8 protein-coding genes are annotated in these 14984 nt (G+C 31.1%); 7 read left to right on the forward strand and 1 reads right to left on the reverse strand.

The annotated features are described in order from the left end of the window. Positions 1 to 6 precede the first annotated feature (6 nt). Entirely contained in the window at positions 7 to 1440 is a 1434-nt protein-coding gene (locus GQR92_RS00825) for an L-fucose/L-arabinose isomerase family protein (protein ID WP_158837341.1), read from the forward strand. A 32-nt stretch (positions 1441 to 1472) separates the two neighbouring features. Next, positions 1473 to 2525 (forward strand): L-rhamnose/proton symporter RhaT, encoded by a 1053-nt coding sequence (rhaT, locus tag GQR92_RS00830; RefSeq protein ID WP_158837342.1) that lies wholly within the window; start codon positions 1473 to 1475, stop codon positions 2523 to 2525. Positions 2526 to 2741: 216 nt separating this feature from the next. Here the strand turns inward: rhaT and GQR92_RS00835 are convergent, their stop codons facing one another. Next, entirely contained in the window at positions 2742 to 4784 is a 2043-nt protein-coding gene (locus GQR92_RS00835) for a DUF7402 domain-containing protein (protein WP_158837343.1), read from the reverse strand. 1000 nt (positions 4785 to 5784) lie between these two features. Between GQR92_RS00835 and GQR92_RS00840 the strand changes: the two genes are divergently transcribed. The 5 genes from GQR92_RS00840 (at position 5785) to GQR92_RS00855 (ending at position 14945) form a co-directional block, all read left to right on the forward strand. Further along, on the forward strand, positions 5785 to 8649 hold the full coding sequence (locus GQR92_RS00840; RefSeq protein WP_158837344.1) for an alpha-L-rhamnosidase: 2865 nt from the start codon (positions 5785 to 5787) through the stop codon (positions 8647 to 8649). 360 nt (positions 8650 to 9009) lie between these two features. Then, entirely contained in the window at positions 9010 to 9966 is a 957-nt protein-coding gene (locus tag GQR92_RS00845; protein ID WP_158837345.1) for a T9SS type A sorting domain-containing protein, read from the forward strand. A gap of 397 nt (positions 9967 to 10363) precedes the next feature. Further along, positions 10364 to 13189, forward strand: a complete 2826-nt coding sequence (locus GQR92_RS00850; RefSeq protein WP_199269166.1) for a SusC/RagA family TonB-linked outer membrane protein — start codon at positions 10364 to 10366, stop codon at positions 13187 to 13189. Positions 13190 to 13228: 39 nt separating this feature from the next. After that, entirely contained in the window at positions 13229 to 13351 is a 123-nt protein-coding gene (locus GQR92_RS18095) for a hypothetical protein (protein WP_302849593.1), read from the forward strand. Between the two features lie 10 nt (positions 13352 to 13361). Next, a complete protein-coding gene (locus tag GQR92_RS00855; RefSeq protein WP_158837346.1) occupies positions 13362 to 14945 on the forward strand; it encodes a RagB/SusD family nutrient uptake outer membrane protein in 1584 nt (527 codons plus the stop codon). Positions 14946 to 14984 lie beyond the last annotated feature (39 nt).

Here is a 14984-nt window from a genome sequence, read left to right on the forward strand (position 1 = left end):
TTGAAAATGAATATTAAAAAAGAAAGTGGAATAAAAGTAGGTCTTTTCGGTATAGGCTTAGATACTTATTGGCCGCAGTTTAAGGGATTGTTAGAACGTTTAGAAGGGTATCAAAATCAGATAGCTGATAAAATGAACGAATTTGGTGCAGAGGTTGTAAATGTAGGTTTGGTAGATTCTCCTGAAAAAGCAAGAGCAACAGCGCAAAGATTAAAAACAGAAGATATTGATGTACTTTTTCTTTATGTATCTACGTACGCACTGTCTTCTACAGTTTTACCTGTCGTTCAAAAACTAGGTTGCACTATTATAATTTTAAATATACAGCCTGTAGCTGCGATAGATTATGAAAGTTTTAATAAACTAGGAGATAGAGGAAAAATGACAGGCGAGTGGTTGGCACATTGTCAAGCGTGTTCAGTGCCAGAATTAGCAAATGTATTTAACCGTTCGGGGATAGATTATGAATTTGTTACAGGATATTTAGATGAGCAAGCGGTTTGGGACGAGATTCAAGATTGGATAGATGCAGCTAACGTGGCTTCAGTAATGAATAACAATCGTTTAGGTGTTTTAGGACATTATTACTGTGGTATGCTAGATGTATATTCAGATTTAACGAAGCAATCGGCAGCATTTGGCACGCATATAGAAATTGTAGAAATGTGTGAGCTTAAAAGGTATAGAGATGAAGCAACAGATACTGAGGTAAATGAAAAAATTAAAGAATTTCATACCACGTTTGAAGTGGTTGAGGCTTGTGAGGAAGACGAAATAAAACGTGCAGCTAAAACATCTGTAGCGTTAGACAAATTAGTGGAAGCACATAATTTAGGGTCTTTAGCCTATTATTATGAAGGCGATTCAGGAAATGAATATGAAAATATTGTAACCTCTGTTATTGCAGGAAACACCTTATTAACAGGGAGAAATATACCTGTAGCTGGCGAGTATGAAGTCAAAAATGCACAAGCCATGAAAATTATGGATGCCTTTGGTGTTGGTGGTTCTTTTTCTGAGTTTTATGCTATGGATTTTAACGATGATATTGTGATGCTCGGGCATGATGGACCAGCACATTTTGCCATAGCAGAAGGCAATGTACAATTGGTTCCGCTACCTGTATACCACGGTAAACCGGGTAAAGGATTATCTATTCAAATGACAGTAAAACATGGTCCAGTAACCTTATTATCTGTAGTAGAAGGTAAAGACGATGTATTTTTATTGGTTGCCGAAGGCGAATCTGTAGAAGGACCTGTGTTACAAATAGGAAATACAAATAGTCGTTACCGTTTTTCTATAGGAGCAAGAGGGTTTATGAACGAATGGTCTAAACAAGGACCATCGCATCATTGTGCTATTGGCGTAGGGCATATTGCGAATAAGATTGAAAAATTAGGTAAACTCTTAAATTTAAGAGTTGTTAAGATCTGTTAATATTTAATAATAAAATTTAAAATACAATAATTATGCAAGCAATATTAGGAGTCTTATTTCATTCTATAGGCGGCGTCGCAGCGGGTAGTTTTTACATGCCTTATAACAAAGTAAAAGGTTGGTCTTGGGAAACCTATTGGATGGTTGGTGGCGTTATGTCTTGGCTAATTGTACCACCTATAGCAGCTTGGTTAACCGTACCAGGCTTTGCAGAAATAATTGCAGCAAGTTCAAATACAATACTATTAATTACTTTTGCAATGGGACTGCTTTGGGGTGTTGGAGGTTTGTCTTACGGGCTTGGTGTACGTTACCTGGGGATGTCTTTGGGTAATTCTGTAGTACTTGGTTTTTGTGCTGCTTTTGGAGCTATAGTACCTTCCATTTATTACAATATTAATCCTGAAGCAGGAAAAACATCTTTTACAGATATGTTGGCCGATTCTGGTGGACAAGTTGTATTACTTGGTGTTTTAGTGTGTGTGTTAGGAATTGCAATTTGTGGAAAAGCAGGAGTTCTAAAAGAAAAGGAACTATCCGATGAAGAAAAAAAGAAAAGTGTATCAGAATTTAATTTGGTAAAAGGGTTAATAGTAGCTGTACTTTCGGGTATTTTAAGTTCTTTTTTTAGCTTTGGTATAGAAGCAGGGAAACCTTTAGCAGATGCAGCGGTAGCTGCAGGCTTCGATCATTTATATTCTAACAATGTTACATTTGTTGTTATTCTTTGGGGAGGGTTGGTTTCTAATTTAGTATGGACTACTTTGTTAAGTATCAAAAACAAATCATATAAAGATTTTACAAATAAAAGCACACCAATATCAAAAAATATTATGTTTTCTGCATTGGCAGGAACCATCTGGTTTTTACAATTCTTTTTCTATGGAATGGGAGAAAGTAAATTGGGTAATGGTGCTAGTTCTTGGATTTTACATATGTCTACCATTATTTTAACTGCAAACCTTTGGGGTGTTTATAGAAAGGAATGGGCTGGTGTTGCTAAGAAAACAAAATATACCATTACAGCCGGAATTTTAGTGATTCTTTTATCTGTAGTTTTAGTGGGAATAGGGAATTCTATTTAAAATTTAAAATGGATATTTATGTTAATTGTTATTGGTAATATTAAATTCTTAATGTTTTATTTTAAAAATATAGAATACCAAACTTAGATTTTTATTTTAAAGAATAAAAGTAGATAGAAATTTTACCGAGAATCATACATAAATATAAAAACTCACCAATTCTAATTTTTATTATTAGAAAAGGTGAGTTTATTTTTATTTAATAATTTGTTTATCTTATTTTCTAATCAATTTATGCATTGTTGATTCTTTATCATTTGTTAAACGTAATAAATAGATACTAGATCTTGCTACGTTTTTAAAATTAAATTCAAGTGCATTTTGCCCCTCAGAAATTGTTTGCTTTAAGATTAATTGTCCTGTTAGGTTATATACTTCAGCTGAGGTATATTTTTTATTAACAGGTAACATTACATTAACAAGGTTCTTAAAAGGATTTGGAAATGTTGAAACTTTACTATTAGTTTGGTTTGTATTTTCTGTAATAGTTTCTTGTTTTGGTTGTTGAGATTTACGAAGTGCGTTTGTACCAAAAACCTGAAACTCAGATAAGCCAACATTATAACCAGATCCATTTGTAACTGTAAAACGAACAGCCGTTACGGTTTTATTAGCAAATGTAATTTCTTTTGCTGCTCCGTTGTTTGGTAATGCAGCTACGTTTATTCTAGAACCATCACTAAATGTAAGTGTACCGCCGTTAATTTTATCGGTAGCATTTGGTCTATCAAACAAAACAACTTTGTTAATAGTATAAGAAGAATTCCAATTTATTTGAACGTAAGGGTTTGATTCTCCGTTACTAGCCCATTCACCATTTCCATGTTTACCTATAATACCGTCTGCTACTTTTTCTTTTGAAAAAGCATTATTAGGATACTGTGAAGATGCCGTAATACTACTGTTGTTAAGAGCAACGTTGCTGCTACTACTAGAGCCTCCAGAAGAGCCATACACTTCAAATTCAGACAACCCATTATTTAAACTATTTACACCATCGGTTACATCTAGTTGTACCCAAGTAATTGTTTTAGAATTAAAAGTAAACTCTTTTCCTTGACCATTATTAAATAAAAAATCTACAGGAACTTGACTTCCATCGCTAAAATATAAAATACCACCACCAATAGCATCAACAGCATTTGGTCTGTCATAAAGAATAATCTTGTTTACAGAAACAGGTTGATTCCAAGTAAGTCTAATTTTAGGTAACTTCTCACCATTACTAGCCCATTCTCCATTATTGTGCTGTTGTTTTACCCCATCTATTGCTTTAGAACCAGAATAGTTTGCAGAATATTGAGAGGATACAGAAACTTGAGCGCTACGAGCTAAATTTCCACTAGTATTTGTTGGTGGAGGTGGAGGTGTGTTTTGAAATGCTGTATTAATAGCATTAGCATATTGAGCGGTTTGTGGTGTATTATCAAACTCATCATATATCCAAATAAAACCACCACCAGCTTTAGAGCTACATGAGTTTTTCCAGTTTTGCATTACATTTTGAATTTGAGAAGGGCTTTCTCTGTTAGAAGCTCCCCATCTACCACCAATATTAGTAATACCAAAATCCCATTTAGTTTGGCAAGGGTTATTACCAGCACCACCTGCATAACACTGAATGTAATTTCTATCTACATTACCAGGGTATGCGGCATTAACTTGCTGTACTAAGCTTCTCCAAAAACTATCTCTAGTGTAAGGTACAATAGCATTTTTAAATCCTAGGCTAGCCAACATTTTGGTAAAAGCAACGGTAGAAGCTAAGTCGTAAGTAACTTCATCATCATTGTTAAAGGCATCTACCATAGGAAAAGTTTCTCTTAACTTTTTAAAATTTTTATAAATGGTTGTTCCAGGTCCAAACCCTTCCGATTCATAAAAGTTTTTAAGTACGTTAAATGTTTGAGCTCCTGCAGCACCAATACCAAATTCTATACGATTTACACTTGTTGGTGCTTGTTTTAAGCGAGCAAGGTTGTTTACAAAATTGCCACTTTCTGGATCATTACCTCCAATATATTGACCATTATCAATAAGGTCAAAATCATAATTAAAATTAATTTTACCACTTGGTTCAATATGTATAGTCCAAACAATAACCGTATTAAAGCCAGAGCTTCGTAATTCATTAATAGAAGTGTTGCTATTATAAATAGCGCCTCCGCCGTATACAGCAGATACTTGGGCAATTAAAATATTATTTCCTGCAAAAAACAAAAGAGCTGCAAGAATAATACTGTTTACTAATTTTTTCATTTCATTTAGTTTAAGTTAATTAATAAAATTTATTTATGGTATTAACTATTTGTTGCAAACCTTGTAGTACTTTTTTAATTAGTAACTAAAGGTTCTGAAGTTTAATCAGAAAGAAAAATACTAGTTTAAAATAATTTTTCTTTTAAAGGTGTTAAGATTTATAGGGTTAGTTGTTATATAATAATTTTGATATAGTGCAGTTGAGGGGGTGCTCTATACCAATAAGTAAGTCTGATTAAAACTTGTTAAATAGATAATATAGAAAATTATTGTATAGGGATGTTTATTTGATTAACACCAGCCTATAAAATTTAATATTTTCTAGCTTTAATAAGAATACGAATAAAATTGTGGCTTTCTGTCAAAATATTTTAAATTTTTGGTTAGGTTAGAGTAACTGATTTTTGAATCTACAGTAGCAATATACTGTTTAGATCTTTGTTTATGTGTTGCCTTTTCTAAATCATTTTTAAGAGAAATGGACATAAAGAGTAACAAGACTTTACTAAGTTTTGTTACTGTTAATAATTGAAATTTGTTTATCATTTTTAAGTTTAATTTAGTTATAAATCTTAACAGATCTAAATTACAGCACTATTTTTTTAAGAATATCCTGTACTGTCTGTACCTAGTTGTCTTTGGTTGTGTAGGTTACTTTAGAGTAATTGAAACAATAAAAAGCTTTTGTGTTTGTTTTTTTGTTGATTTAAGAAAATGCTACACAAAAATTAGAAATTAAATAAGAATAAATGTTTTTTAAACCTATTTACAAGATATATTATTCCTTAAATTGAATATATTTAACAAATTGTTGTTTTTTTAAAGCTGAAATTTTATGTAAGAAGTTATAGAAAAAGACAATAAGATCGACCTTGTTTTAAAAGTAAAAACAAAATAAAATGTTAATATTAATCGTATAAAAAAAATCTCAGTACAGTACAGGACGACGGTATAAAATTATAAGATTAATTTCATTTTTTATAAAATTAAAATATTAAAAATGTATAAAATTAAATTTTTATTAGCACTCTTGTTAATTCCTTTTTTAAACACATCTTGCAACCAAGAAAAGGTAGATAAATTAGCATCAGTAACGTTTGAGTCGTTAACTTGTAATGCCAAAATAAACCCAACAGCTATTGAAAGTAAACAACCAATTTTTTCATGGATTGTAGCTGTAGAAGGTAACAATAAATCGCAATCTGCTTATCAAATATTAGTAGCATCAAGTTTAGAAAAGTTAAATAACAATCAGGGAGATTTATGGAATTCTGGTAAAACGGAAGATGCTAAATCTACTTTTATAAAATATAAAGGAACAAAACTTAATGCAGTAACTGCGTATTACTGGAAAGTAAAAATTTGGGACGAGAAAAAACAAGAATCAGATTGGTCTAAACCTCAAAGTTTTCAAATGGGGTTGATAGATGAAGCAAATTGGGGAGACTCAAAATGGATAAGCCTAAATAAAGATACAAGAACATCAGAATATAGTTTTCGTGAATACAAAACAGGGCCAATGAAATCGCCTATTATGGTTAATGGGCAAGCAGCATCTTACTTTAGAAATGTTATTAATACAGAAAAAGAAATAGAAAATGCACAAGCTTATATTTGTGGATTGGGGTATTATGAGCTTTATTTAAATGGAGCTAAAGTAGGCGATCATGTTTTAGATCCTGCTCCTTCTAATTATGATAAGCAAGCTTATTATGTAAATTATGATATTTCAGAACAACTAAAATTAGGTAAAAATTCTTTTGGAATCATTTTAGGGAATGGTTTCTATGCGCAAGATATTTCTTGGAAAAGAGACCCAGAATCAGATAAAGATATGTCTTACGGCCCACCAACGGTTCGTTTTTTAATTAAAGTAACCTATAAAGATGGTAGTAAAAAAGATTTTTATACAGATGAAAATTGGAAAGAATCTACGGGACCAATAGTATTTAATAATATTTATGGTGGTGATACTTATGATGCTCGTTATGAAATTAATGGTTGGAATACTTTAAATTATAATGATGAAAAATGGGGGAATGCAAAAGTTGTTTCGCCAAAATTAAAGAAGATTAGTGCACAACAAATTCCTGCAATTAAAAAATTAAAAGAATTTGAGCCTCAAAATGTATTTAAAGCTCCAAATGGAGATTGGATTGTAGATTTTGGTCAAAATATTGCTGGTTGGGTAAAGATTAATGTAAAAGAAAAAGAAGGCCAACTTATAGAAATTACAACTACAGAATCTTTGTTAAGAAACGGTAAAGATGTTTTTCAAGGTTCTACAGGTGGTGGAGCAAATGGTATGGCTCAGATTTATAAATATATCTGTAAAGGAAATGACTTAGAGTCTTGGGAACCAAAGTTTAGTTATCACGGATTTCGTTATGCTAAAATAAAAGGCGTGTCTACAAAACCAGACAGCAAAATGATTAAAGCTGTTTTAGTGGCTACAGACATTCAAGAAAAAGGAAGTTTTAGCTCATCTGAACCTTTATTTAATAAAATGCATAGTATTAGTAAATGGACTATTGTAGATAATGTACATGGTATTCCAGAAGATTGTCCGCATCGCGAAAAATGTGGTTGGTTAGGAGATGCACACGCGTTTTGTGAATATGCATTATATAATTATGACATGTATGATTTCTATAAAAAATACATGGAAGATATTCGTACTCAAATGAGACCAACCAAAGGACATAATAATCCTGAAATTAAATTTCAAGTACCAACCATGATTGCGCCAGGTAAAAGAACATCTTCTTATGCAAAACTAGATTGGGGTGTAGCAACAATGTATTTACCTTGGTATAATTACTTGCATTATGGTGATGATGCTATTGTAAAAGACTACTATAAAGAAATGAAAGGTCTTACAAATTTTTATCTTTCATTTAAAGATGAAAATGGAATTATTCAAGACGGAATGGGAGATTGGTGTCCACCAAGGTGGGATAGAAGAAAGAACCCAGGTGCTATGGAGTGCGACCCAATTATTTCTGCCAATGCTTATTTCTATGATATTTTGGGTGTTATGGAAGGTTTTGCAAAAATAAATAAGGATGCTGCTTTTGAAGCAGAAATGAAAAAGGAAAAAGAGCAATTAAAAGCCGCTTTTAATAAAAACTTTTTAGTTGCTATGCCAAAAACAAACTTAAAATGGTATGGTAGTCAAACAGCAACTGTACAAGCATTACAGTTTGGTATGGTTCCAGAATTAGAAATAGAGCAAGTAGTAGATGGTTTGGTGTATGATATTACAGAAGTAAAAGGAGGGCATCATTCTACAGGTATTCATGGTAATAGATATATTTACACTGTTTTAACTAAATATGGTAAAGCAGATTTGGCGTATCAAATTTTAACAACACCAGATTTTCCTAGTCAAACTTATATTATGAATAATGGTTTTACCACTTGGCCAGAGCGCCAGTTTGAATGGGAAACTATGGAAGGACCATCTAATTCTTTAAACCATCCTATGCATAGTGGTTTTGCTGCTTATTTTTATGAGTCTTTAGGAGGAATTAAATCATCAAAAGATAATGTAGGTTATAAAGTATTTACAGTAAACCCAGAATTTCCAAAAAAAGTGACATCAACTTCAGTTACTGTACCAACACCTTATGGAGATATTAAAAATGACTGGACTTTAAAAGAAAATGTTTTATCGATGGATCTTAAAGTGCCATTTAACACCAAAGCAAAAGTTGTTTTAACCGATAATGAATTAAAGTCTGTTAAAATTAATGGCATCTCTGTTAAAGATTTTAAGAAAGAGAATGGTATTGAAATACAAGAAAAATCAGTAATGTTAGGATCAGGAAATTATAAAATTGAATATTCAAAAGATAAAGACTAATAATAGTTTGTTAAATAAAACTTATTAGAGTGGTTATACTTACTTTTAGTATCAATTAAATTGTAGCACTTTACAAAGTTTGTAAATTTTAAAAACTCAGAATTTAATAAATTCTGAGTTTTTAATTTTATGTTAGTATTGATTATTTTATTTGCAGTTTTTAAAGTTTAAGATCAACTAATAAATTACACAGATTAAAAAAATACGATAAACTTTCTGAATTAAATTTTGCATAAAATTTGGTTAATACTTAAAAAGTAAAAGAATTGTATTAATGTAAATGATACACCCCATATAGAGCAGGATACTTAAAAGAGTCTTATTTTTTATCATTGTAATTAAACAATAACATTCTTAATAATGAAAAAAAATACATTAATAATTTCTCTTTTATTACTAACAATAGTTTCTTCGCAACTATTCTCTCAAACATCAACATGTAATGGTGAGCTACCTTTTGAAGAGAAAGATGGACTTTTAACCATAGAAATGGAATCTGGTATTATAAAAGATAGCCGATGGAAAATAGGAACAGAAACTATTAATAACGAAGAAATAAAATATTTACATTGGACAGGAGCAGAATCTTTTAGCGCACTTTCAGGTGCACCCATAGAATATAAAATTAAAATAAATACACCTGGAACTTACAGATTTGCTTGGAGAATGAGAGTAGGGAAAGGAACCAGTAAAGGTGAACACAATGATGCTTGGTTAAAAATAGATGCAGAAGATTTTTACGGAATTAAAGATGGTGCTAAAGTGTATCCAAAACCTTACTGTAATTCTAGTACAGATTTAACTTGTGCAGCTGGTACTTCTGTTAATAATTTTATTAAAGCATTTGGTAATAGATTAGATTACGGTTTTGTAACCAATACAAACGACCACGTTGCACATAGAGTTTTTGTAACTTTTAACGAAGCCAAAGTGTATACGATTACTGTAGATGCTAGATCTTCTTATTTGTTTATTGATAAAATGGTTTTAAGAAGAAATGATATTTTAGATAGTGCAGCGTTTAATTTATCTAACAGCGAATCTTCTTGTTACGACGCATCCTTATCAACAGAAGATCAAAAAAAAAATAATCAAATAAAAATATATCCAAACCCAACAAAGGGTAAAGTAGATATTAAAAATTTACCATTAAATTCTAGCTTGGTTATTTCTAATATTTATGGGGCAATCATTCGTACAATAAGCACAAAAGATATTAAGAATACAATTGATATAAGTGATTTAGAATCGGGGGTTTATTTTATTTCAAATAATGATAAAAAAAATAATTTTGTAAAAAAAATAATTAAAATATAGTTTTTTAGACTTGAGAAGTTTTATTTAAATTGTAAATTTTATGAATAATTAGACTTTTTTTACATTAGATACTCTAAATAAAAAGCACAAAATTTTAATCCTGTAAGACAATATTAGTCTTACAGGATTTTTTTATGACTGTGATTTTTGTTTGTTAAAAATGAGTTTATTAGTTTTAAAAAAGAACCCTATAATTGTATTAGAAATTAGAACTGATGTAAAAAAATAAACAATAATTGCTTACAGGTATGTACAGGATACCAAAGACTAGTGCAGGATAGTTCGTAAAAATTATCATAATATATTTAGATATTATTAACAATTAAACCAATATTTTATGAATTTAAAAATTTTTTCAAGCAAATGCCTGAGATTTAAAAAAAGTTGGCTATTCTTTATGTTAGCTTTATGTTGTATAGGGATATCGAGTGCCCAAACAGTTAAAGGTACTGTATCTGCCGATGGAGAACCATTACCAGGAGCTTCTGTTTTGGTAAAAGGAACTTCTAATGGAACAGTTACAGATTTTGATGGTAATTATTCTGTTAATCTTAATTCTGGAACAACCTTAATATTTTCTTATTTAGGGTACGCATCTAAAGAAGTTGTTGTAGGTAAGCAAACCCAAATTAATATAATCTTAGAACAAGACAATCAACTTGATGAAATTGTTGTTATTGGGTATGGTACACAAAAAAAATCAGACTTAACAGGTTCTGTTTCTAGTGTAAGTGCAAAAGATATTGCAGCAGTACCTGTATCTAGAGTAGACCAAGCCTTACAAGGTAGAGCAGCAGGTGTGCAGGTAACACAAACAAGTGGTGCTCCTGGAGCAGGAACAGTAATTAGGGTAAGAGGAGGTAACTCTATAACTGGTAGTAATGAACCGCTTTGGGTTATTGATGGTATTGTAGTTGGTACAAATTTTAATCTTAATAATATTAACAGTAATGATATTAAATCTATTGAAATTTTAAAAGACGCATCATCTATTGCAATTTATGGTTCTAGAGGAGCCAATGGAGTTGTTTTAGTGTCTACAAAAAGTGGTACAAATGCAGGTTCTGGTAAACCACAAATAAGTGTAAACATGTATACAAGCATGCAATTGGTGCCAGAATTGCCAAATATGCTTTCTCAAGCAGAGCAAATAGCGTTTACCAATGAAAGTGCTACGTTTAGATCTGCAGCAGAACCTTTTCCTAATGATCCGTCTACTTATGCAAACAATGACTGGTATGATATTATTTTAAATGACGCTCCAATACATAATGCAGATGTTTCAGTTTCTGGTTCATCTAAAGATGGAAACGTAAATTATTATAATTCTTTAAATTACTTTAATCAAAAAGGGCTTGTTGTTAGTTCTGGTATCGAAAAATTTATTTTTCGTTCAAATTTAGATATAAAGTTAACAGATAATTTAAAAACTGGTTTTAGGTTAAATTACTCTAGAATTAATCAAGACAATGGTTTAGCTAGTTTTGGTAATGCTTTTGCAACTTTATCTACGCAACCTATTTATAATGAAGATGGTACGTTTAATGGTTTTGATGATGTAGTTGGTGCTCCGTTTTCTAACCCAGTTGCAAATGTAGCATTAAATACAAATGAAACATTTACTAATAATTTATTAGCAACAGCTTTTTTAGAATATAGTCCTGCAGCAAATTGGGTTATTCGTTCTACATTTAGTCCAGAATTTAATAATACAAAACAAAATAGATTTACCTCTAGTCAAAGTCCAGATTTACTTGTTGTAGGAGATTTAGGTAGAGCAAGTGTTAGAACTCTTGCTAGTCAAGGTTGGAATAACGAAAACACAGTACAATATCAATCTGATTTTGGACAAAACCATAGTGTAACAGCATTGGCAGGAGCTTCGTTTCAAAAAGTATCAACAGAAATTACATTAGCAGAAGCATTTGGAATAACTAGTGATGCTACAGGTTTTAATAATTTGGCAAATTCAGATCCAAAGAGAGCTGTGGTAAGTAGTGATTATACTGGGTTTCAAATAGCTTCCTTTTTTGGAAGATTAAATTATAGCTACAAAGATAAGTATCTATTAACTTTGGTTGGTAGAACAGATGGTAGTTCTGTTTTTGCAGCAGGAAACAAGTACGAGTTTTATCCATCTATAGCAGGAGCTTGGAAAATTTCTGAAGAACCGTTTATGAAAGATCAAGATGTATTTAAAGATCTTAAATTAAGAGCAAGTTATGGTAAGTCTGGAAATCAGGCAATTGGACCATACAGAACCCTTGCTTTGCTAACAGAGGCAAACACAACACTTAATGGAGAAGAGGTAACAGGTTTAACATTAGGTAGACCTTCTAACCCAAAGTTACAATGGGAAACTACTAATTCTTTTGATTTAGCATTAGAAGCATCAATATTTAATGGTAGAATTTTTACAGAATTAAATTACTACTATAAAAAAACAAATGATTTATTGTTAGATGTAAGTATTCCTAGACAAACAGGTTTTACGAGTCAATTACAAAATGTAGGATCATTAGAAAATAAAGGATGGGAATTTTTAATAAATACTAAAAACATTAGAACAGATAATTTTAGTTGGAATTCTACCTTATCATTATCTGCAAACAGAAATAAAATTTTAGATTTAGGAGGTGTAGATTTTATAGATGTAACAGTAGATGCTATTTTAGGATCAGGAAATACTAGATTAATTGTTGGAGAATCTGTGCCAGTGTTTACTGGGGTTAATTATTTAGGAACATGGAAAAGCCAAGAAGAAATAGATGCATCTGGGTATACAGACCCACAAGTTGTTGGAGGGCCAAAATTTGAAGACTTAAATGGAGATGGTATTATTTCTACAGAAGATAATGTTGTTTTAGGAGATCCTACTCCAGATTTAATTTTTGGTTTTGAAAACTCATTTTCATACAAAAATTGGGATTTATCATTTTATTTTCAAGGTACTGTAGGTAATGAAGTTTATAATTTAAGAACCCGTAACCATTATTTTAATCGTGGAGAGACAACTAAATTTGCAGAGTTAGCAGATCGTTGGACACCAGAAAACCCTACATCTAATATTCCTAGAGCAGGTGCAGATTCTGTAACCAATACGCCTAGTAATTCAGAATATGTAGAAGATGGATCTCATGTTCGTCTTAAAACAGCAAGGTTAGCTTATAATTTACCTGTAGATAAATTAGGTTTTGGAAGTGTAAAAAATGCAACTATTTAATTTTCAGGAACTAACTTATTGCTTTTTTCTAATTTTAGGTTGATAGATCCAGAAACAAGTAATTTTGGTTCAAGTGGTTTAGGTAATATAGCGCAAGGTTATGCTAATGGAGAGTATCCTAACCCAAGAGTACTAACGTTAGGTATAAATGTAAATTTTTAATAAAAGAAATATGAAAACAAAAAATATAATTTTATTCGTATTCGCGATATTCTCTTTTTTTAGTTGTGAGAATTTCTTAGAAGAAGATCCAAGAGCTCTTATTGCTCCAGAAACGTTTTTTGCTTCAGAAAATGATGCAAGACAAGCTGTTAATGGTATGTATGCTATTTTAAAAAATAATTCTATTTACGGTCAAGTAGGGTTAGATCATTTTTATGATAACGGAGCAGATATTATAGAACCTAATCGTTCTGCAAATTTTGTAGAACCAATGGGTAATTATTCAATGAATGAAGCCTTAGCAGATGTATCTATTCAGAAAATGAGTGTTTCAGACACATGGAAAGATTTGTATAGAGTAATTTTTAATGCAAATATTATTATTAATCGTGTTACTGATAATGAAGCTATATCTAAAGTAGCACAAACAGATATTATTGCAGATGCAACATTAATTAGATCTTTGTGTTATTGGCATATAACAAACCTTTGGGGAGCAGCACCGTATTATACAGAAGAGCTTAAGTTAGATGAAATTAAAATATTAGGTAGAACAGATGAAGCTACAATAATAGACGGAATTTTAATTGACTTAAAGTTTGTGATGGATAATTTGCAAAGTTCTTATACCGGAGATCAAAGTGGGCGTGCATCAAAATGGGTAGCAGCAATTATTATGGCTAAGATTTATATGCAACAAAAAGAGTGGGATTTAGCATTAAATATGTGTTTAGAAATTATCAATAAATCTGGGCATGAAATTTTGCCATCTTATGCTGCAGTTTTTGATCCTTCTAATGAATATAATGCAGAAATTATTTGGTCTTTAGATTTTGCAAGAGATATTAGAGGTCAATTTGAAGAAGGTACAGTAAAAGCAGATGGTACGCTAGCAAGTGTTTTTGGTAATGGAAATTGGAGACCAAGTATGTTTAATCCTCGTTTAAGAGATGAGCCAGCCAATACTTCTGAAAGAACAGCATTAAGTAATGCATTAACAGCAAGAGGAGAAGCTTTTAATGGTACAGCTTTACAAGTAGCATCAAAAGATTTTGCAGAAAAATTTCCTTTAAATGATTTAAGAAGACCATTAAATATAATGGATAGTTATTTAGGTTTCGATTTAAATTTTCCATACATGGCAAAATGGATGAACTTAAAGATAGATTCATCTCCTCGTTTTAATCATTCTGATAATCGAATGGTGTTTAGATTGGCAGATGTTTATTTAATGGCTGCAGAGTCTGAAAATGAGTTAAATGGACCAGGTAATGCGTATCAATACATTAATAAAATTAGAGAACGCGCATTTGTTACTAAAGTAGAATCTGAACTTAAAGGGCTTTCTCAGCAATCGTTTAGAGAAGCAATTTATGATGAACGTAAATGGGAATTAGCCGGAGAAGCAAATAGAAGATATGATTTAATTAGATGGGGAATCTTGTTAGATGTTGTTCAGAATCTTGAATACCGTTTTTGGAAACCAAATGAAAACATTAAACCTTATCATGTTAAATTACCAATTCCATTACAAGAGTTGCAATTAAACCCAACTTTATTAGAATTTGACCCAACAAATAATGGGTATAGGTAACTATTAATTTAAATTAATTTTTAAAGGTCGAAATATTTT

It is taken from the genome of Polaribacter sp. L3A8 (assembly GCF_009796785.1).
Taxonomy (GTDB): Bacteria; Bacteroidota; Bacteroidia; order Flavobacteriales; family Flavobacteriaceae; genus Polaribacter.

What these genes read in the sequence shown, in the direction of transcription:
- GQR92_RS00825 (WP_158837341.1), top strand. Translation starts at nt 7, where the DNA reads ATGAATATTAAAAAAGAAAGTGGAATAAAAGTAGGTCTTTTCGGTATA.
- rhaT (WP_158837342.1), top strand. Translation starts at nt 1,473, where the DNA reads ATGCAAGCAATATTAGGAGTCTTATTTCATTCTATAGGCGGCGTCGCA.
- GQR92_RS00835 (WP_158837343.1), bottom strand. Translation starts at nt 4,784, where the DNA reads ATGAAAAAATTAGTAAACAGTATTATTCTTGCAGCTCTTTTGTTTTTT.
- GQR92_RS00840 (WP_158837344.1), top strand. Translation starts at nt 5,785, where the DNA reads ATGTATAAAATTAAATTTTTATTAGCACTCTTGTTAATTCCTTTTTTA.
- GQR92_RS00845 (WP_158837345.1), top strand. Translation starts at nt 9,010, where the DNA reads ATGAAAAAAAATACATTAATAATTTCTCTTTTATTACTAACAATAGTT.
- GQR92_RS00850 (WP_199269166.1), top strand. Translation starts at nt 10,364, where the DNA reads ATGTTAGCTTTATGTTGTATAGGGATATCGAGTGCCCAAACAGTTAAA.
- GQR92_RS00855 (WP_158837346.1), top strand. Translation starts at nt 13,362, where the DNA reads ATGAAAACAAAAAATATAATTTTATTCGTATTCGCGATATTCTCTTTT.